Annotated in this window: 13 protein-coding genes and 4 pseudogenes; 5 read left to right on the top strand and 12 right to left on the bottom strand. The window is 72.2% G+C overall.

Features of this window, described 5'->3' with window-relative positions:
* The first annotated feature begins 7 nt into the window (after positions 1-7).
* Complete coding sequence (locus tag GLX30_RS08345) at positions 8-1,399, top strand: hypothetical protein (RefSeq protein ID WP_159685468.1); 1,392 nt, start codon at positions 8-10, stop codon at positions 1,397-1,399.
* Positions 1,400-1,475: 76 nt separating this feature from the next.
* On the opposite strand, the gene GLX30_RS08340 is transcribed toward GLX30_RS08345, so the two are convergent.
* The 3 genes from GLX30_RS08340 to GLX30_RS08330 form a co-directional block, all read right to left on the bottom strand.
* The gene (locus tag GLX30_RS08340; RefSeq protein ID WP_159685465.1) at positions 1,476-3,605 is read right to left on the bottom strand and encodes a 3-hydroxyacyl-CoA dehydrogenase NAD-binding domain-containing protein; all 2,130 of its coding nucleotides are present in this window, start codon (positions 3,603-3,605) and stop codon (positions 1,476-1,478) included.
* The gene (locus tag GLX30_RS08335) at positions 3,602-4,828 is read right to left on the bottom strand and encodes an acetyl-CoA C-acyltransferase (RefSeq protein WP_159685463.1); all 1,227 of its coding nucleotides are present in this window, start codon (positions 4,826-4,828) and stop codon (positions 3,602-3,604) included. The genes GLX30_RS08340 and GLX30_RS08335 overlap by 4 nt, the downstream gene beginning before the upstream one ends.
* A gap of 199 nt (positions 4,829-5,027) precedes the next feature.
* Complete coding sequence (locus GLX30_RS08330; protein WP_159685460.1) at positions 5,028-5,480, bottom strand: nuclear transport factor 2 family protein; 453 nt, start codon at positions 5,478-5,480, stop codon at positions 5,028-5,030.
* On the opposite strand from GLX30_RS08330, the pseudogene GLX30_RS36115 reads away from it, so the two are divergent.
* Positions 5,428-5,553: pseudogene (locus GLX30_RS36115) on the top strand (LysR family transcriptional regulator); the annotation flags it as partial. The gene GLX30_RS08330 and the pseudogene GLX30_RS36115 sit on opposite strands and share 53 nt — an antisense overlap.
* Before the next feature lie 96 nt (positions 5,554-5,649).
* Here the strand turns inward: GLX30_RS36115 and GLX30_RS08320 are convergent.
* The 3 genes and pseudogenes from GLX30_RS08320 to GLX30_RS08310 form a co-directional block, all read right to left on the bottom strand.
* Positions 5,650-6,936: an HRDC domain-containing protein gene (locus GLX30_RS08320; protein WP_159685458.1), complete on the bottom strand. Its 1,287-nt coding sequence runs from the start codon at positions 6,934-6,936 to the stop codon at positions 5,650-5,652.
* Positions 6,937-7,015: 79 nt separating this feature from the next.
* Positions 7,016-7,678, bottom strand: a complete 663-nt coding sequence (locus GLX30_RS08315; RefSeq protein WP_005310513.1) for a response regulator transcription factor — start codon at positions 7,676-7,678, stop codon at positions 7,016-7,018.
* A gap of 270 nt (positions 7,679-7,948) precedes the next feature.
* A pseudogene (locus tag GLX30_RS08310) lies at positions 7,949-8,643 on the bottom strand (DUF3000 domain-containing protein).
* A 92-nt stretch (positions 8,644-8,735) separates the two neighbouring features.
* On the opposite strand from GLX30_RS08310, the gene hemE reads away from it, so the two are divergent.
* Positions 8,736-9,797, top strand: a complete 1,062-nt coding sequence (gene hemE, locus GLX30_RS08305) for a uroporphyrinogen decarboxylase (protein ID WP_159685455.1) — start codon at positions 8,736-8,738, stop codon at positions 9,795-9,797.
* A 58-nt stretch (positions 9,798-9,855) separates the two neighbouring features.
* Here hemE and GLX30_RS08300 read toward each other — a convergent pair whose 3' ends face one another.
* From GLX30_RS08300 to GLX30_RS08290, 3 genes are all read right to left on the bottom strand, one after another.
* The gene (locus GLX30_RS08300) at positions 9,856-10,227 is read right to left on the bottom strand and encodes a hypothetical protein (RefSeq protein ID WP_159685453.1); all 372 of its coding nucleotides are present in this window, start codon (positions 10,225-10,227) and stop codon (positions 9,856-9,858) included.
* A gap of 98 nt (positions 10,228-10,325) precedes the next feature.
* Positions 10,326-11,705 carry an FAD-dependent oxidoreductase gene (locus GLX30_RS08295; protein WP_159685450.1) on the bottom strand — a complete coding sequence of 460 codons (1,380 nt, stop codon included), beginning with the start codon at positions 11,703-11,705 and terminating at the stop codon, positions 10,326-10,328.
* Between the two features lie 28 nt (positions 11,706-11,733).
* Positions 11,734-12,693, bottom strand: a complete 960-nt coding sequence (locus tag GLX30_RS08290; protein ID WP_159685448.1) for a DUF4349 domain-containing protein — start codon at positions 12,691-12,693, stop codon at positions 11,734-11,736.
* A 129-nt stretch (positions 12,694-12,822) separates the two neighbouring features.
* Here GLX30_RS08290 and hemG point away from each other — a divergent pair, with 129 nt between their 5' ends.
* Together hemG and hemQ are read left to right on the top strand one after the other, a co-directional pair.
* Positions 12,823-14,250 (top strand): protoporphyrinogen oxidase, encoded by a 1,428-nt coding sequence (gene hemG / locus GLX30_RS08285; protein ID WP_159685445.1) that lies wholly within the window; start codon positions 12,823-12,825, stop codon positions 14,248-14,250.
* A gap of 4 nt (positions 14,251-14,254) precedes the next feature.
* Positions 14,255-14,968: a hydrogen peroxide-dependent heme synthase gene (gene hemQ, locus GLX30_RS08280; RefSeq protein WP_159685443.1), complete on the top strand. Its 714-nt coding sequence runs from the start codon at positions 14,255-14,257 to the stop codon at positions 14,966-14,968.
* Positions 14,969-15,047: 79 nt separating this feature from the next.
* Here hemQ and GLX30_RS08275 read toward each other — a convergent pair.
* The 3 genes and pseudogenes from GLX30_RS08275 to GLX30_RS08265 all read right to left on the bottom strand — a co-directional run bounded on the left by GLX30_RS08275 (position 15,048) and on the right by GLX30_RS08265 (position 19,125).
* Positions 15,048-16,648 (bottom strand): annotated as a pseudogene (locus GLX30_RS08275) (alpha/beta hydrolase).
* A gap of 127 nt (positions 16,649-16,775) precedes the next feature.
* Positions 16,776-17,747, bottom strand: coding sequence for a TIGR04222 domain-containing membrane protein (locus GLX30_RS08270; protein ID WP_159685440.1), 972 nt, complete (start codon positions 17,745-17,747; stop codon positions 16,776-16,778).
* A 5-nt stretch (positions 17,748-17,752) separates the two neighbouring features.
* Positions 17,753-19,125: pseudogene (locus GLX30_RS08265) on the bottom strand (DUF692 domain-containing protein).
* Positions 19,126-19,128: the final 3 nt, after the last annotated feature.

Raw genomic sequence — 19,128 nt, 5'->3', positions numbered from 1 at the left:
GACAGACGTGAACAAGTTCTGCATCCTGGGTAATTCCGTCGCGACCTCACGCCGCCCGGAGGAGTCCCCGATGGCCGGCTGGGGCCAGTACGTCCAGGAATTCCTGGGGCCCGGGTACGAGGTCAAGAACTACGCCCGCGACGCGATGACGCTGCGCTCCTACTTCACCGGCCGGTTCGTGAAACTCCTGAACCTTCTCGAGCCCGGCGACTTCGTGGCCATCGACTTCGGCGCCGTGGAACAGCGCCTCAACGTGGCGCTCCGCTTCCACGGACCCCGTGAGTTCAAGGAGTACCTGAAGCTCTACGTGGAGGCCATCCGCGGCGAGGGCGCGATTCCGCTCGTGCTCACCCCGGCCGCACGCTGTGTCTTCGACGTGCACGGCAACGTGGTGGACACCCACGGCGGCTATCCGCAGTACGCGCGGGAGGCCGCCGCGGAGGCCGGGGCCGCGCTCATCGATCTGAACCTGATCACGACCCGGCTGCTGCAACAGCTCGGCTGTTCCAGGGCGCGCGGCCTGTTCCGGTGGGAGGACGCCGGAGCGCACCCGAACCACCCCGAAGGCATCATCGACTCGGCGCACTTCAACGACCTGGGCGCCCGCGAAGTGGCCAGGCTGTTCGCCGAAGCGCTCCAGGGCACCCCCGGTATCGCCCCGGGCGTGGTGGACCCGGCGCGGCTGGCACCCGGCCACTACCCGCCGCTGCTGCCCGAGTTCACCGTCCAGCACCCGGAGGGGGCGCTTGCCGAGCAGCACCGCACGGGCGCCCCGCCGGTCGTCTCCTCGCCGGCGCACGGACAGATGGTCAGCGCCTACCCGAAGTTCACGGGCCAGGCCGACCCCGGCACCTCGTACCTCCTGTTCTTCGACGGCGCGGGCGAATACGTCGGCGGTACCTCCGTCAACGCCGAGGGCACATGGCTGTGGCGGCGGGTGGTCGGCTGGCCGGCGGGGGAGCATGTCCTGCAGGCCGTCGGGCTCCATGACCACGGCATGTCGCCGGTCTCCGCCGTCGCCTTCGTCGTCCGCGACCAGGTGGAGGCGCCGGTCGTCCTCGGCCCGAAGGAAGGCGTGTGGAGCGGCCCTCGGCCGAAGTTCTCCGGCACGGCCGCCCAGGGCGTGCGCAAGGTCGTCGTCCTGGAGAGCGGACGGCTGATCGCCGAGGCGCCCGTCAAGGACGACGGCACCTGGAGCCTGAGACACCCGCACGACTGGGAACCGGGCGTCCACCACCTCGAGTTCGTCTCCGTCTTCAGCGCCCTGCGCTCCGACCCGGCAGGGTTGACGATCAAGGTCCACGGCATCCCTCAGGACAACTGGCTCAGCGGGTCCGCGGGGGCCCGGCGTGACTGCGGTTCCGCGTGCGAGCACCTCCCGCACGAACCGAGTTGGTGACGGCCCGCCGCACGCGGACCCGAAAACGCCTCCGCCCCGGCACCGCGTGAGCGGTACCGGGGCGGAGCTGTGTGCGTTACGCCGGGACGCTCGCCACGCCCGGAGCGAGGAACGGCTTGCCGTTCACCCGCTGGGAGACACCCTCACGGTCCAGGTACGGCGTGATGCCGCCCAGGTGGAAGGGCCAACCGGCGCCCGTGATCAGGCAGAGGTCGATGTCCTGGGCCTCGGCCACGACACCCTCCTCGAGCATCAGGCCGATCTCCTGCGCGACGGCGTCCAGGACGCGGTCGCGGACCTGCTCCTCCGTCAGGACGGTGTCGCCCTGCTTGAGGAGCGCGGCGACCTCCGGGTCCAGCTCCGGCTTCCCGGAGTCGTAGACGTAGAAGCCGCGCTTGCCGGCCTTGACGACCGCGGCCAGGTTCTCGGAGACCGTGAAGCGCTCCGGGAAGGCGCGGTTCAGGGTCTCGGAGACATGGAGGCCGATGGCCGGGCCGACGAGCTCCAGCAGGACCAGCGGCGACATCGGCAGGCCGAGGGGCTCGATGGCCTTCTCGGCGGTGGCCACCGGGGTGCCCTCGTCGATGACGTTCTGGATCTCGCCCATGAAGCGGGTCAGGATGCGGTTCACGACGAACGCCGGGGCGTCCTTGGTGAGCACCGCGGTCTTCTTGAGCTTCTTCGCGACACCGAACGCGGTGGCCAGCGAAGCGTCGTCCGTCTTCTCACCGCGGACGATCTCCAGCAGCGGCAGGACCGCGACCGGGTTGAAGAAGTGGAAGCCGACGACCCGCTCGGGGTGCCTCAGCTGCGACGCCATCTCGGAGACCGACAGCGACGAGGTGTTGGTGGCGAGGATCGCGTGCGCCGGGGCGACCGCCTCCACCTCCGCGAACACCTTCTGCTTGACGCTCATCTCCTCGAACACGGCCTCGATGACGAAGTCCGCGTCCGCGAAGCCCTCGGCCTTGTCGAGCACACCGGTCACCAGGGCCTTGAGGCGGTTGGCCTTGTCCTGGTTGATGCGGCCCTTGCCGAGCAGCTTCTCGATCTCGGCGTGGACGTAGCCCACGCCCTTGTCGATGCGCTCCTGGTCGATGTCGGTCAGCACGACCGGCACCTCGAGGCGGCGCAGGAACAGCAGCGCCAGCTGCGAGGCCATCAGACCGGCGCCCACGACGCCGACCTTGGTGACCGGGCGGGCCAGGCTCTTGTCCGGCGCGCCGGCCGGGCGCTTGCCGCGCTTCTGGACCAGGTTGAAGGCGTAGATGCCGGAGCGCAGTTCGCCGCCCATGATGAGGTCGGCCAGGGCCTGGTCCTCGGCGTCGAAGCCCTTCTGCAGGTCACCGTCCTTGGCGGCCTCGATGATGTCGAGGGCGCGGTACGCGGCCGGGGCCGCGCCGTGCACCTTGGAGTCGGCGATGAACCGGCCCTTGGCGACGGCCTGGTCCCAGGCCTCGCCGCGGTCGACCTCGGGACGCTCGACGGCGATCTCGCCCTTGAGGACGGACGCCGTCCAGACGAGGGACTGCTCCAGGAAGTCCGCGCCCTCGAAGATCGCGTCGGCGATGCCGAGCTCGAAGACCTGCGCGCCCTTGAGCTGCCTGTTCTGGCTGAGCGAGTTCTCGATGATGACCGAGACCGCGCGGTCCGCGCCGATCAGGTTCGGCAGGATCGCGCAGCCGCCCCAGCCGGGGACGAGCCCGAGGAAGACCTCGGGCAGCGAGAAGGCCGGGATCGCCTTGGAGACGGTGCGGTACGAGCAGTGCAGACCGACCTCGACGCCGCCGCCCATGGCCGCGCCGTTGTAGTACGCGAAGGTCGGGACCGCGAGGCCGGAGAGACGCTTGAAGACGTCGTGGCCGCCCTTGCCGATGGCGAGCGCGTCGGAGTGCTCCTTGAGCAGCTCCACGCCCTTGAGGTCCGCGCCCACGGCGAAGATGAACGGCTTGCCGGTGACGCCGACGCCGACGATGTCGCCGTTCGCCGCCTCCGCCTCGACCTGGTCGATCGCGGTGTTCAGGTTCGCGAGCGACTGCGGGCCGAAGGTGGTCGGCTTGGTGTGGTCCAGGCCGTTGTCCAGCGTGACGAGCGCGAAGCGCCCGGCGCCGCCGGGGAGGTCGAGGTGGCGTACGTGCGCCTGCGTGACGACCTCGTCGGGGAACAGCTCGGCTGCGCCCTTCAGGAGTTCAGCGGTGGTGGTCACTTGTCGCCTCCGGCGTCCTTGTGGTGCGGGTTCTCCCAGATGACCGTGGCGCCCATGCCGAAGCCGACGCACATCGTGGTGAGGCCGTAGCGGACCTCCGGCTGCTCCTCGAACTGGCGGGCCAGCTGCGTCATCAGACGCACGCCGGAGGAGGCCAGCGGGTGGCCGTACGCGATGGCGCCGCCGTACTGGTTGACGCGCGCGTCGTCGTCGGCGATGCCGTAGTGCTCGAGGAACGCCAGCACCTGGACGGCGAAGGCCTCGTTGATCTCGAAGAGGTTGATGTCCTCGATCGACAGGCCGGCCTTGGCGAGGGCCTTCTCGGTCGCCGGGATCGGGCCGTAACCCATGACCTCCGGCTCGACACCGGCGAAGGCGTACGAGACGAGACGCATCTTGACCGGGAGGTTGTGCTCGCGGGCGAACTCCTCGGACGCGATGATCGAGGCGGTGGCGCCGTCGTTCAGGCCCGCGGCGTTGCCGGCGGTGACGCGGCCGTGGACGCGGAACGGCGTCTTCAGGCCCGCGAGGGACTCGAGCGTGGTGCCCGGGCGCATCGGCTCGTCGGCGGTGACCAGGCCCCAGCCGGTCTCGCCGGCCTCGGGGTTGGTGCGGCGGACGGAGACCGGCACCAGGTCCTGCTGGATCTTGCCGTCGGCGTACGCCTTGGCGGCCTTCTCCTGCGAACGCACGGCGTACTCGTCGGCGCGCTGCTTGGTGATCTGCGGGTACCGGTCGTGCAGGTTCTCCGCGGTCATGCCCATGAAGAGGGCCGACTCGTCGACGAGCTTCTCGCTGACGAAGCGCGGGTTCGGGTCGACGCCCTCGCCCATGGGGTGGCGGCCCATGTGCTCGACACCACCGGCGATGACGGCGTCGTACGCGCCGAACGCGATGGAACCGGCGACGCTCGTCACGGCGGTGAGCGCACCGGCGCACATCCGGTCGATGGAGTAGCCGGGCACGGACTGCGGCAGACCGGCGAGGATGCCGGCGGTACGGCCGAGGGTCAGACCCTGGTCACCGATCTGCGTGGTCGCGGCGATGGCGACCTCGTCGATCTTCGCGGGGTCGAGGGCCGGGTTGCGGCGCAGCAGTTCCCGGATGGCCTTCACGACGAGATCGTCGGCGCGGGTCTCGTGGTAGATGCCCTTCGGGCCCGCCTTGCCGAACGGGGTGCGGACGCCGTCGACGAAGACGACGTCCCTGACGGTACGAGGCACGATGGCTCTCCTCCAGGGTGCGGGGTTGCACTGCTGCGGGCACACGGCTGAGCGTGCGCTTGCTCGCCCCATGCTACTTGTGGGTAACCAGGCTGCCCACCCCCTGGGCCGGGAGCGGTGAAGGTCACACGTCGCAGGCGGCTGCGCCGAGCACTTCCCCGCCCCGGTCAGGCGCGAAACGCCCCGGTCCGGCGGTCGCTCAGTGCGTCGGGGGCACGAACTCCGGCTGGTGGAGCACCCGCAGCCGGCTCCCGTCCGGCCGGCGGCGGGCGACCTGCGCCCGGGCCCCGGCACCGTCCGGCGGCGGGGTGGACGTCAGCGCGAGATCCCCGCTGATCAGTGTGGGCAGCGGCGCCTCGGGACGGAACCTGGGCACGTTCGCCAGCGCCTTCTCCCACAGGGCCCTGATCGCTTCGCGGCCCACGGTCTGCCGGCCCGGCGGACAGGCCAGGACCGCGTCCTCCTCGTACAGCGCGGCCACCCATGCCGCGTCGCCCGCGTTGGAGCGTTCGAAGAAGAGGCGGGTGATGTCCTCGGGGTGTATTGCCTTCCCGGGGTTCGAACCCCGGATCGCGCTCCAGGCGAGCGCCGCGGACGCCGTGGCGGACCTCGCCCGGCGCGGACTCGGCGTCGCGGTGCTCAGCGAGTCCATGGCCGCCGGGCATCAGGACGGACTGACTGCCCGGCTGACCGACGACGTCAGGACACCCGCGCTGCTCGCCCTGGCCCGGCGGCGGACGGGCGACCCCGCGGTGCGGGCGCTGAGCGCCCACTGCCGCGGAACCTTCACCGGGCCGGCAGGCCCGCGGGGGACGCGGCCGCTACGCCGGGCCGGCCGTGAGCGCCCCGGCCAGCAGCGGCGCGACGAGCTGCCGCTGCCACTGACGCGCGCCGAGGGACTCCAGCATGTCGGCCACCGATGTGACCGTGACCACGACGGGTGGCTCCCAGCACACCCGCCGCACGGTGTCCGGCGTGATCAGGTTCTCCTGCGGCATGTTCAGCTCCTCCGCCAGCGCCGAGACCGCCGCACGCGCGGCGGACAGACGGGCCGCGGCGGCAGGGTCCTTGTCGGCCCACGACCGCGGCGGCGGGGGACCGTTCAGCGGCTGGCCCGGCTGCGGGAGCTCGGAGTCCGGCAGAGCCTTGGCCCGGTCGACCGCGGCCTGCCACTGCTCGAGCTGACGCCGCCCCATCCGGTGCCCGAAGCCGGGCAGGGCGGTGAGGGCGTGCACGTTCGCAGGCAGGGCGAGCGCGGCCTCCACGATCGCGGCGTCGCCGAGCACCTTGCCGGGCGACACGTCCCGGCGCTGGGCGGCCCGGTCGCGCACCGTCCACATCTCCCGCACGACCGCCATCTGGCGGCGGCGGCGCACCTTGTGCATCCCCGACGTACGCCGCCAGGGATCGCGGCGCGGCGGCGGGGGCGGGGCCGAGGCGATCGCGTCGAACTCCTGGTGGGCCCAGTCGAGCTTGCCCTGCCGGTCCAGTTCCTTCTCCAGCGCGTCGCGCAGGTCGACCAGCAGCTCCACGTCGAGCGCCGCGTACCGCAGCCACGGTTCGGGCAGCGGGCGGGTGGACCAGTCGACGGCGGAGTGGCCCTTCTCCAAGGCGTAGCCGAGGACGCCTTCGACCATCGCGCCGAGCCCGACCCGCGGGAAACCGCCGAGCCGCCCGGCCAGCTCCGTGTCGAAGATCCGCGCCGGCACCATGCCTATTTCACGCAGGCAGGGGAGGTCCTGGGTGGCGGCGTGCAGGATCCACTCCGTGTCGGCGAGTGCGTCGCCGAGCGCCGACAGGTCGGGGCAGCCGACGGGGTCGACGAGCGCGGTGCCGGCACCCTCGCGGCGCAGCTGTACGAGGTATGCGCGCTGTCCGTAGCGGTAGCCGGACGCGCGCTCCGCGTCGACGGCCACGGGGCCGGTGCCCGCGGCGAAGGCGGCGATCACCTCGGCCAGCGCGGCCTCGTCGGCGACCACCGGGGGAATGCCTTCACGGGGCTCCAGCAACGGGATCGGCAGCCCTGCGGCAGGGACCTCGTCGTCCGAGGGGGCGCCCCCGGTGGTATGCAGTGTCGTCTCTGCTGCGGTCTCTTGGGCGTCGGTCACGTGTCAAGGGTATCTGTGAACGGAACGCGCCTGTCGACGGAACGTTCCGTCGACAGGCGCGGAAGGAATGACGAAGCGGTCAGTGGATGATTCCGGTGCGCAGTGCCACGGCCACCATTCCGGCACGGTCACCCGTGCCGAGCTTGCGGGCGATACGGGCGAGGTGGCTCTTGACGGTCAGCGCGGACAGGCCCATCGAGACGCCGATGGCCTTGTTGGACTGGCCTTCCGCGACGAGGCGAAGGACCTCGACCTCGCGGCCGGACAGCTCGCGGTAGCCGCCCGGGTGGCTCGGGGCACCCGGGGGGCGGCGGTGCATACGGTTCGCCGCGGCGCCGATGGGGGCGGCGCCGGGGCGGGTCGGGTGGCCGATGTTGGTTCGGGTGCCGGTGACGACGTAACCCTTGACGCCGCCGGCCAGGGCGTTGCGCACGGCGCCGATGTCGTCGGCGGCGGAGAGGGCGAGGCCGTTGGGCCAGCCCGCCGCGCGGGTCTCGGACAGGAGGGTCAGCCCGGAACCGTCGGGCAGATGGACGTCGGCAACGCAGATGTCGCGCGGGTTGCCGACGCGGGGACGTGCCTCCGCGATGGACGACGCCTCGATGACGTCACGGACCCCGAGTGCCCACAGGTGGCGGGTGACGGTGGAACGGACGCGCGGGTCGGCCACGACGACCATGGCCGTCGGCTTGTTCGGGCGGTAGGCGACCAGGCTTGCGGGCTGCTCGAGAAGAACGGACACCAGGCCTCCTGGAAAGGTGCGGGACGGAGCCGGCTCGGGGGGGTGAAGCCGGGGCGAACCGTGCAGTTGGGTCATTGACCTCTTCGGCACCGAACCCGTCCGCCTTTAGAGAATGATCACGATTTGGTGAGTAATAATCGGGGCAATTCGGACAGGCGATCGATCATCCTACGAGCGAACCGTTCAGTCGGGCGGTCCACGGGCGGTGTGAGAGCCCGCTGCTCCGGCGCACGGCCCCGGCCAGTCTCCCCGCGCCGAGGCCCCGCAGGGTCAGGTCTGCTGGGGGCCGCGGCGCTGCGGAAGGGTCACCACGCCCGTCGCGTTGTCGGCCGGGCCGACCGGGGACGGCGGCAGTCCGGCGATCTGGCAGAGCAGATCGCACCAGGCCGCGAGGTGTGCGGCGGTGTCCGGTGCGCCGCCAGGGCCCTCGCGGGCGTCCATGACGCACGGATCTCGATCTGGGTCGCGGGGCGCCGGTCGGAGAGTCCTCCGAAATAGTGAGACCCCGCACGGGTGACGGTGCCGCTCGGCTCCCCGTACGCCAGCCCGCGCGCCTCCAGCGCACCCGTCAGCCAGGACCAGCACACCTCCGGCAGCAGCGGATCGGCCGCCATCTCCGGTTCCAGCTCCGCCCGCACCAGGGTCACCATCCGGAACGTACCGTTCCAGGCGTCGTGGCCGGCAGGCTCGTGCAGCAGCACCAGGCGGCCGTCCGCGAGATCGTCCTCGCCGTCGACGACCGCCGCCTCCAGTGCGTACGAGTACGGGGCGAGCCGCTGCGGAGGCCGGGTCGGTTCGACCTCGATCTCCGGCCGCAGCCGTGCCGACCGCAGCGCCTCCACCGCATGACGGAACGCAAGCGGAACAGCCCCCGCTTCGGTACCCGGGTCACTGCTCGGTTCGGGGTTCCCCTTCTCGTCAGCGCTTTTGGAATGATCGGAAAAATGTCCCTGAGCCGCAGCCATGCGGGGAAGAGTAGGCGGAACGGGGGCTCCGTGCAGGGAGGGACACCCGGGCCGGGGCGGGCACTTCCCGCGTACATGCGAAGATTCAGTGCGTGAGCGCCAACAACCGCCCCCCGGGCCACCAGACGACGTACGACTCCGCTTTTCTGAAGGCGTGCCGCCGCGAGCCGGTGCCGCACACGCCGGTCTGGTTCATGCGTCAGGCGGGCCGCTCACTGCCCGAGTACCTGAAGGTCCGTGAAGGCATCCCGATGCTCGAGTCGTGCATGCGGCCCGACCTCGTCGCGGAGATCACGCTGCAGCCCGTCCGGCGGCACAAGGTCGACGCGGCGATCTACTTCAGCGACATCGTCGTGCCGCTCAAGGCCATCGGCATCGACCTCGACATCAAACCGGGCGTCGGACCGGTGGTCGCGGAGCCGATCCGCACCCGCGCCGACCTCACGCGGCTGCGCGATCTCACACCGGAAGACGTCTGGTACGTCACCGAGGCCATGGGGATGCTCACCGCCGAGCTCGGCGGGACCCCACTCATCGGCTTCGCCGGCGCGCCCTTCACCCTCGCGAGCTACCTCGTGGAGGGCGGGCCCTCGCGCAACCACGAGAACACCAAGGCCCTGATGTACGGCGACCCGCAGCTGTGGGCCGACCTGCTGGACCGCCTCGCGGAGATCACCTCCGCATTCCTGAAGGTCCAGATCGAGGCCGGCGCGTCCGCGGTACAGCTCTTCGACTCGTGGGTGGGTGCGCTGGCTCCCGCCGACTACCGGCGCTCGGTGATGCCCGCGTCGGTCAAGGTCTTCGAGGCCGTCGCCTCCTACGGCGTCCCGCGGATCCACTTCGGCGTCGGTACGGGCGAACTGCTCGGCCTCATGGGCGAGGCGGGCGCGGACGTGGTCGGCGTCGACTGGCGCGTCCCGCTGGACGAGGCCGCGCGCCGGGTCGGCCCCGGCAAGGCGCTCCAGGGGAACCTGGACCCGGCTGTGCTCTTCTCCACGCCGGAAGCGGTCGAGTCGAAGACCCGTGAGGTGCTGGACGCGGCCGCGGGGCTGGAGGGGCACGTCTTCAACCTCGGGCACGGGGTGCTGCCGACGACGGACCCGGACGCGCTGACGCGGCTGGTGGCGTACGTGCACGAGCAGACCGCGCGCTGATTCCGCCCGGACACGCGGCTCGCCGCGGTGCCGGCCGGCACCGCGGCGAGCCGTCGGGTCAGAAGGGGTATTCGCAGTTCACGGGCTCGTTGCCGGACGCCACGACGCAGTAGTCGAAGCCGCCGTCCCCGTCCACGAGGCCGGCGTTCGCGCCGGTCCGCACGTAGTCGCTGCCGGTGCCGCCGAGGACGGTGCCGTTGACCGGGCCCGTGATGATGTAGTCGTTGCCGCCGAGGCCGTTGACCGTGTCGCCGGCGTCGACGGCCCCGCAGCGTATGAAGTCGCTGCCGGCGGTGCCGTTCACGGTCGTGCCCGTGACGGTCCTGCCGTTGACGGTGCATGTGGTCAGAGCGTGGGCGGGGGTGCTCATCGCGAGAGGCGCGATGACGAGTGAGGCGGCGCAGAGCGCTCGCACTGTGTGTCGGATCATGTCCCGAGTTACGCACGGTGATGCATTTGGCGCAATTTATCACTCTGGGTAAATGGGGCCGTTCGTCGCACCGAGGAGGCGCCCCCGCCCACGACCGTCTACGCTCCCGCCCGCACCGCCGCCGACGCCTTGCGGGCCGCCACCAGAACCGGGTCCCAGACCGGGGAGAACGGCGGGGCGTAGCCGAGGTCCAGCGCCGTCATCTGTTCGACGGTCATACCGGCCGTCAGCGCAACCGCCGCGACGTCCACGCGTTTGCCCGCGCCCTCCCGCCCCACGATCTGGACGCCCAGCAGGCGGCCCGTGCGGCGTTCCGCGAGCATCTTCACCGTCATCGGAGCGGCGGCCGGGTAATAGCCGGCGCGGCTCGTCGACTCGATGGTCGCCGTCACGTACTGAAGGCCCACCGCGCGGGCGTCCTTCTCCCGCAGGCCCGTGCGGGCGATCTCCAGTTCGCAGACCTTGCTCACCGCGGTGCCGACGACGCCCGGGAACGTGCCGTACCCGCCGCCCGCGTTCGCGCCGATGACCTGTCCGTGCTTGTTGGCGTGCGTGCCGAGCGCGATGTGGCGTTCGCGGCCGGAGACGAGGTCGAGGACCTCGACGCAGTCGCCGCCGGCCCAGATGTTCTCGTGGCCGCGGACCCGCATCGCGAGGTCGGTGAGCAGGCCGCCGTGGCTACCGAGCGGCAGGCCGGCCGCGCGGGCGAGGGCCGTCTCCGGTTCGACGCCGATGCCGAGGACCACGACGTCCGCCGGGTGTTCGCCGCCGTCGGTGACGACGGCCCGGACCCGGCCGTCGTCATCGGTGCGGATCCCCGTGACGGCCGTACCGGAGACGGTGGTGATGCCCATGCCGGACATCGCCTCGTGGACCAGCCGGCCCATGTCGGGGTCCAGGGTCGCCATCGGCTGCTCGCCGCGGTTGACGACCGTCACCTCGTAGCCGCGCTTGAGGAGTGCCTCCGCCATCTCGACGCCGATGTAGCCGGCGCCGACGACGACCGCGCGCCGGCCCTCCGTGCGGGAGAGGGTGTCCAGCAGTGCCTGGCCGTCGTCGAGGGTCTGCAGGCCGTGCACACCGGGCGCGTCGATACCCGGCAGCGCGGGGCGGATCGGCCGGGCGCCGGTCGCGATCACCAGCTTGTCGTAGCCGGTCCACGATTCGGCGCCCGTCCCGGCGTCGCGAGCGCGCACCCGGCCGCCCGCGACGTCGATCTCCGTCACCTCGGTGCGCATGCGCAGATCGATGGCCCGCTCGCGGTGCTCCTCGGGGGTGCGCGCGATCAGTTCGTCGCGCTCGCCTACATCACCGCCCACCCAGTACGGGATGCCGCACGCCGAGAACGAGCTGAAGTGGCCGCGTTCGAACGCGACGATCTCCAGCTCGTCCGGTCCCTTCATCCTGCGCGCCTGCGACGCGGCGGACATGCCCGCCGCGTCACCCCCGATGATCACCAGCCGTTCGGTCGCTGTCATGGGGAACACGCTACGGGGGAGGGGCCGTTCAGTCCTCCGTGACCGGGGGCGCGGCCGGGAGAGTGGACGCGGGAGCCGTGGGCCCGGCCGGACGCCGGGGCAGCCGGGGCCGTACCAGCCACCGCCACACCGCGTACAGCACCGCGCCCAGGGCCGCGAAGGGAGCGACCGCGCCGACCGCCACCGCGACCCAGCGGAGCGTCGCGACCAGCGCGTCCCAGCCGCCGCCGAGCGCGTCGAGGAAGCCGGGGCCGTCGTCCTCCTTCTCGGTCTCCTCGCGCTCCTTCTCCGACAGCGTCAGCGTGATCGTCGCGAGCGACGTGCGGTCCTTCAGCGTCGCCTGCTGTGCGAGCAGCGATTCCAGGTCGGCCTGACGGGTACTCAGCTCCGCCTCGAGCGTGACGACGTCCGACAGCTTCGTCGCCCGGTCCATCAGCGCCCGTACCCGGGCGACGCTCGCCCGCTGGGTCGCGATACGGCTCTCGACGTCCACGACCTGGCCGGTGACGTCCTTCGCGTCGGCCGTGCGGGACAACAGCTTCCCGGCTCCGGCCAGTTCGGCGAGCACCGCTTCGTAACGCTCCTGCGGCACCCGCAGCACGACGTTCGACGTGACGTGCGTGTCGTCGATCCGCTCGGTGCTCTCGTTCTCCACGTGTCCGCCCGCGTTCCCCGCCGCCCTGCGGGCCGCGGCGAGCGCCTTGGTGGCGTCCTCGACCTCCACCTCGAGCGTGGCCGTGCGGATGACGTGGGTGCTCGGCAGCGCCGACGGCTTCGCGGCGCCGTCACGATCCGCGCCGTCCTCGGCGGGCGCCCCCGCCGCCTCGTCGGCCGCCTGTCCCGAGCCGGCCGCGCCCTCCGCGTCACGCGCGGCCGGTTTCGCCACGCTCTGCGCCTTGTCGCCGGAGTCGGAACCGCCTGCGCCGCACCCGGCGAGGCCGAGTGAGGCAGTGAGAAGTAGTACCGCGAACGCACGCCGTGCACGCATACCGGCCCCCCGGGGATGGGTTGTGAACTTGTTGCGAGTTCGACGCCGTGCCCCCGGCGGAGGTTGCCGGTCCCCGGTTCCGAAGCGGTCACGGTCAGGACTCGGAACGGCGTTTGAGAGAGTTGGACCATGAACGTGGACACACAAGCGCGCCATGCCGTCGTCATCGGCGGCGGCATCGCCGGTCTCGCCGCCGCGCACCGGCTGCTCGCTTCCGGCGTACGCGTCACCCTCCTCGAGGCGACCGGTCGGCTCGGCGGCAAACTGCAGTCGGGCGAGATCGAGGGCGTACAGGTCGACCTGGGCGCCGAGTCGATGCTCGCCCGCCGCCCCGAGGGCACCGGCCTCGCCCGCGCGGTCGGTCTCGGCGACCGGCTGGAACCGCCGGCCACGGCGACCTCGGCGGTCTGGACCCGTGACGCGCTGCGGCCCATGCCGAAGGGCCACGTGATGGGAGTACCGGGCGACGCGTCGGCGCTGGCCGGGCTGCTCTCCGCGGAGGGCCTCGCCCGCATCGAGCACGAGAAGGACCTCGCGCCGACCGCCGTGGGCGACGACGTGGCCGTCGGCGCGTACGTCGCCGAGCGCCTCGGGCGGGAGGTCGTCGACCGGCTGGTGGAGCCGCTGCTCGGCGGCGTCTACGCCGGCGACGCCTACCGCATCTCGATGCGCGCGGCCGTCCCCCAGCTCTTCGAGGCGGCCAGGACCCATGACTCGCTGCTCGAGGGAGTGCGGGACATCCAGGCTAGGGCGGCCGGGCAGCAGACGGGCGGGCCTGTCTTCATGGGGCTCGACGGCGGCATCGGCACCCTGCCGGGCGCCGTCGCCGACGATGTGCGCGCCCAGGGCGGCGACATCCGCACGGAGACGCCCGTTCTCGGCCTGACCCGCGCCGCGGACGGCTGGCGGGTCCGCACCGACCGCGGGACCCTCGACGCCGACGCCGTGGTGCTCGCGACGCCGGCCTGGTCCGCGTCCGCGCTGCTGGCGGCCGAGTCGCCGGCCGCCGCGGCCGAGCTCGGCCGTGTCGAGTACGCGTCCATGGCGCTGGTCACCATGGCGTTCCGGCGGGCCGACGTGGCGGGAATGCCGGCGGGCAGCGGATTCCTCGTCCCGCCGGTGGACGGGCGCACCATCAAGGCGTCCACGTTCTCCTCCCACAAGTGGGGCTGGGTCGCGCGGGGCGCCGGCGATCTGTTCGTGCTGCGGACCTCCGTCGGCCGCTACGGCGAGGAGCAGGCCCTCGAGCGCGAGGACGCGGAGCTCGTCGACGTCTCGCTGACGGACCTCCGCGCGGCCGTGGGGCTCACGGCCCGTCCCGTCGCCACCGAGGTCACCCGGTGGACCGGCGGCCTGCCGCAGTACCCCGTGGGCCACCTGGCCCGAGTCGCCCGCATCCGCGAAGAGGTCGCCGCGCTGCCGGGGCTGCGGGTCTGCGGCGCCGTGTACGAAGGCGTGGGGATCCCGGCCTGCATCGCGAGCGGACAGCGCGCCGCCGACGAGATCCTCGCCACGCCGACCCTGGCGCGGGGCACCGATCGGGAGGCGGGACAATAGCCGTATGAGTGCGCCAGAAAAGATCCCGAACGCAGGCAAGAAGGCCAAGGACCTCAACGAGGTCATCCGGTACACGCTGTGGTCCGTCTTCAAGTTGCGCGACGTGCTGCCCGAGGACCGTTCCGGTTACGCCGATGAGGTCCAGGAGCTGTTCGACCAGCTCGCCGCCAAGGACGTCACCGTGCGCGGCACGTACGACGTGTCCGGGCTGCGTGCCGACGCCGACGTGATGATCTGGTGGCACGCCGAGACCGCGGACGAGCTCCAGGACGCGTACAACCGCTTCCGCCGCACCCGTCTGGGCCGCGCACTCGAGCCGGTGTGGTCGAACATGGCGCTGCACCGCCCCGCCGAGTTCAACAAGTCGCACATCCCGGCGTTCCTGGCCGACGAGACTCCCCGCAACTACGTCTCGGTCTACCCCTTCGTGCGCTCCTACGACTGGTACCTGCTCCCCGACGAGGACCGTCGCCGGATGCTCTCCGACCACGGCAAGATGGCCCGCGGCTACCCGGACGTGCGCGCCAACACGGTCGCCTCCTTCTCGCTCGGCGACTACGAGTGGATGCTCGCCTTCGAGGCGGACGAGCTGTACCGCATCGTCGACCTGATGCGGCACCTGCGTGCCTCCGAGGCGCGGATGCACGTCCGCGAGGAGGTCCCGTTCTACACCGGACGCCGCAAGGACGTGGCGGACCTCGTCGCGGGTCTCGCGTAACCTCCGTCGGCGAACGACCTGACGGCCGGGTTTCCGCTTCTGCGAAGCGGATACCCAGCCGTCCAGAAGGCCCGGAAGATCAGACGGCGTGCGGCAGCTTCCGCTGCTCCGCCCGCCGGTCCAGCGACACCGGGTCGGGCTCCGGGTGCGGCGCGCACGATGCGCGCCGCACCGGCGTCTCACCCCGCAGCAGATAGTCCTCCAGGTGCTTGTTGACACAGGTGTTGCTGCCGCCACCGATGCCGTGCGTCCCCGCGTCCTCCTCCGTGACCAGGACCGAGCCCGCCAGCCGCCGCTGAAGTTCGAGCGCTCCCGTGTACGGGGTGGCCGCGTCCCGTTCCGCCGCCAGGATCAGCGTCGGCGGCAGCTGCCCCGGCTCCGCACGGACGTCCAGCGGCTGCTGCCGGGGCTCCTGCCAGAACGCGCACGGCAGGTTCATCCATACGTTGTCCCAGGTCTCGAACGGCGCGCGCTTCGCCAGCAGCGAGTTGTCGAGGTCCCAGGTGAGCCAGTCCTGCGGCCATGGGGCGTCGTTGCACTCGACCGCCGTGTAGACGGCGTTGCCGTTCTCCGCCGCCTTCGCGTCCCCGGGCTCGGGCGCGGCCTGTTCGACCAGCGGCTCCGGGTTGCCCTTCAGATACTCCGACAGCGCGCCGGCGCGCAGCGGCCAGTAGTCGTCGTAGTAACCGGCTCCCAGGAACGCCGCGTGCAGCTGACCCGGACCCACCGTGCCGCCGGCGGGCTCCTTCTCCAGACGGGCACGCACGTCCTCGTAGCTGCGCGCCACGTCGTCGGGCGTCGCGCCGAGCCCGTACGTCTTGTCGTGCTTCGCCACCCAGGCACGGAAGTCGGCCCAACGGCTCTCGAAGGCCTCCGACTGGTCCATGTTGTTGCGGTACCAGATCTGCTCGGGGCGGGGTCGACCGCCGAGTCGAAGACCATGCGACGCACATGGGAGGGGAACATCGTCGCGTACAGGGCGCCGAAGTAGGTGCCGTAGGAGGCGCCCATGAACGTCAGCTTCTTCTCTCCGAGCGCCGCCCGCAGCACGTCCAGGTCACGGGCGTTGTTCAGCGACGTGTAGTGGCGCAGCGCCGCGCCGGTCCTGTCCGCGCATCCCTTCGCGTAGGCCTGCGCCTGCGCGATGCGCTCCTTCTTGTAGGAGAGGGAAGGGTGCGTCGGGGCCTGGGTGGGGGCCTTGAGGAAGTCCTCGGGATCCTGGCAGGACAGCGGGGCGGACCGGCCGACACCGCGGGGCGCGTAGCCGACGATGTCGTACGCCCCGGCGATCCGCTTCCACTCGGGCAGCCCGGCCGCCAGCGGGAAGGACATGCTGGAGGCGCCGGGACCGCCCGGGTTGTAGACGAAGGCGCCCTGCCGCTGTGACTTCTCGCCGCTCGCCCGAACCCGGCTGACGGTGAGTTCGATCCGGCGGCCCGACGGGTCGGCGTAGTCGAGCGGGACCTCGACGGTGCCGCAGAGGACCGTGTCGGGCAGCTTCTCCGCGGCGGGGCAGCGGCCGAAGTCGATGCCGGCCGCCGCGGCGCGCTCGGCGGCCACGGCGGTGCCGCGGGCGGCGGCGTCGGTGGTCGTCGTGCCGCCGGCGGGGGCGACGGCGACGGAGGTGAGGAGCAAGGAACCGAGGCCCGCCACGGCCCCGTACTTCGCGGCTGTTCTCATCGCGTTCCCTTCGTGCGCGGGGCGGCCGGGCGGCGGCCACGGGACGAAAGGGATCTTGAGCAGGGGCGGTTCGTGAAGTAAAGCACCGCTCGGCGGTGTCGGGGCCAATGACCCCGATGCCGTCCGGTCAGGAGCTGCTGCCGGAACTCCCGCCGCAGCTGGAGCCGGAGGAGCCGCCGCAGGAGGAGCCTGAGGAACCGCCCCCTGATCCGCCGCAGCCCGACCCGCCGGACCCACCGCAGCCGGAACCACCTCCCGACCCGGGGGACGAACCGGCGCACCACACGGCCTCACCCGCGTACGGGAGTGCGTACGACGACGGGTCACCCGCCACGCCTCCCGCCGCACCGCGGACCCTGACCGCCGCACCCAGCTGCCTCCGCAGAGCGAAATCCGGCACGCCGCGCACCCCGTGCAGGGCGACCAGGCCGGCCGGATCCTGCGTACCGGAGTGCGCCAGACGGTACGCCCGCAGCGCACGGCGCCCCGCCGGGGTGACACGCCGCCGGGCGCGGGCCGCCTGGAACGAGCCGATCAGCGCGCCCGTGATCAGCATCGGGAAGAGCAGGAAGACGAACGGTGACACCGACCCGCCGGACGTGTCACCGACGAATGCGGCGACGGTGAGGACGAACGCCACCGGGAGGCCGAGGAAGCAGACCGCGCTCTGGACCACGCCCCACCTGGCGAGCCCCGTGCCGTGGCCGGGCGGCACCATCAGGCCGCGTGCCGCGAGCACGTCACCGAGTTCCTGCACGGCGGGGCTGCGCATCGTGTGGAGGCGCACGGTGTGCAGCGCGCCGTTCGGGGCGAAGGGGAGCACCGAGAAGACGGCCCGCTCCACCGGGTCCCGCGCCACCGGCCGCATCGCGGACAGAACTCCGGGCCAGCCGACGGCGATCCGCCCGTCACTGTGCAGGGCGGTGAGCGCGGCGTCGACGACGCGGCCCGGGCCACCCGCGAGGAACGCCGCCTCGTACACGTCGTGGACGTTCGCCCCGCCGAGGGGGGAGGCGGGCCGGGCGGCGGACACCCGGATGATCAGGAAGAGGGACGACAGGCCGATGGCGAGATGCACGACAAGCGCGAGAAGACCCATGGCGCTCACCTCGCCGCGAGCGCGGCACGGGCCACACGGACCAGGCGGGTCGCCCCGCGCGGCGGACGGGGGGCGCTGCGCTCCTGCCACCAGAGGGTCAGCTTTCGCCGGGCGGCGACGTCCTGCGGTCGCCTCGAGGCCAGCAGATGCTCGGCGAAGTCGAGCGCGTCGCGGCGGTAACCGGCGTGCATGGGGCGGTTCTTGGCGTACGCGAGGAAGGCGGACCGGTAGCCGGTCCCGAGGATCTCGGGGAGTTCGGGCGCGATCTTCGCAACGACGTCCGCGCGCTTCGCGGCGAGCGCACGGCTCTGCACGCGCAGCCGGCGTGCGTCGAACCCCTCGGGCGCGGGCGTGCCCGCGACGAGTGCGGACAGCAGTGCGGCCTGGGTGAGCGCGACGTGCTGGCGGACGGAGGATGGTGCCGTGGTGGGGGCGGCGGCGACGCTGGTGGCTGTGGTGGCTGTGGTGGCTGTGGTGGCGGTCGCGGTGGTGGCGGTGGCCGTGGGGCGGTGCGGGGAGGAGAGCAGGCTTGCCGCAGGCGTGCTCGCAGCCCGACCGCCCGCCGCCTCCAACGTCGCCCGGATCGTCGCCAGTTCCCCCTCCAGCTCCGCACTCGCCGGGAAGTCGTCGTCGCGCTCCAGCAGCACCCCGGCGGGTTCACCCTGGCCCGCAGGTCCGACAGGACGTCCAGGACCGGCTGCGTCACCGGGTGCGCGTGCGTGTCGTGCCAGATGCCGTCGCGTTCGACGCCACCGGCGACATGGACGTACGCGATCGACTCGACCGGCAGTTCGTCGAGCGCGGCCGACGGGTCCTCGCCGCGGTTGACGTGGTTGGTGTGGAGGTTGGCCACGTCGATCAGCAGCCGTACCCCCGTGCGTTCCACGAGCTCCGCGAGGAACTGGCCCTCGGTGAGCTCCTCGTCCGGCCAGGAGAACATCGCCGCGATGTTCTCCAGCGCCAGCGGCACCGGCAGCGAGTCCTGCGCGATGCGCACGTTCTCGCACAGCACGGCGAGCGCGTCCCAGGTGCGGGGGACGGGCAGCAGGTGGCCGGCCTCCAGCACGGAGGAGGCGGTGAGCGCGCCGCCCGCCCTCACGAACGCGATGTGCTCCGTGACCAGCGGTGCGTCCAGTGCCTCCGCCCGCTCGGCCAGATCGGCCAGGCGCCGCTCCGACGGGCGGTCGGCGCCGCCGAGTCCGAGCGAGACGCCGTGCGGGACGACACGGACGCCGCGCGAGCGCAGCCGCAGCAGTGCGGGCGGCAGGTGGCCGGGGCAGACGTTCTCCGCAACGACCTCGACCCAGTCGAGGTGCGGCAGCCGCTCCACCGTGTCCGCGATCTCCGGCCGCCAGCCGATTCCGATGCCGAGTTCCATGGT

The sequence above is a fragment of the Streptomyces sp. Tu 2975 genome (assembly GCF_009832925.1).
GTDB lineage: Bacteria > Actinomycetota > Actinomycetes > Streptomycetales > Streptomycetaceae > Streptomyces.
This window is presented reverse-complemented; position numbering and strand designations above follow the sequence as displayed.

Bases quoted from the DNA above. Each gene is read 5' to 3' on its own strand.
- GLX30_RS08300 (WP_159685453.1), bottom strand. From the start codon at position 10,227: ATGATCCGACACACAGTGCGAGCGCTCTGCGCCGCCTCACTCGTCATC.
- hemQ (WP_159685443.1), top strand. From the start codon at position 14,255: ATGAGTGCGCCAGAAAAGATCCCGAACGCAGGCAAGAAGGCCAAGGAC.
- GLX30_RS08295 (WP_159685450.1), bottom strand. From the start codon at position 11,705: ATGACAGCGACCGAACGGCTGGTGATCATCGGGGGTGACGCGGCGGGC.
- GLX30_RS08270 (WP_159685440.1), bottom strand. From the start codon at position 17,747: ATGGGTCTTCTCGCGCTTGTCGTGCATCTCGCCATCGGCCTGTCGTCC.
- GLX30_RS08290 (WP_159685448.1), bottom strand. From the start codon at position 12,693: ATGCGTGCACGGCGTGCGTTCGCGGTACTACTTCTCACTGCCTCACTC.
- GLX30_RS08330 (WP_159685460.1), bottom strand. From the start codon at position 5,480: ATGGACTCGCTGAGCACCGCGACGCCGAGTCCGCGCCGGGCGAGGTCC.
- hemG (WP_159685445.1), top strand. From the start codon at position 12,823: ATGAACGTGGACACACAAGCGCGCCATGCCGTCGTCATCGGCGGCGGC.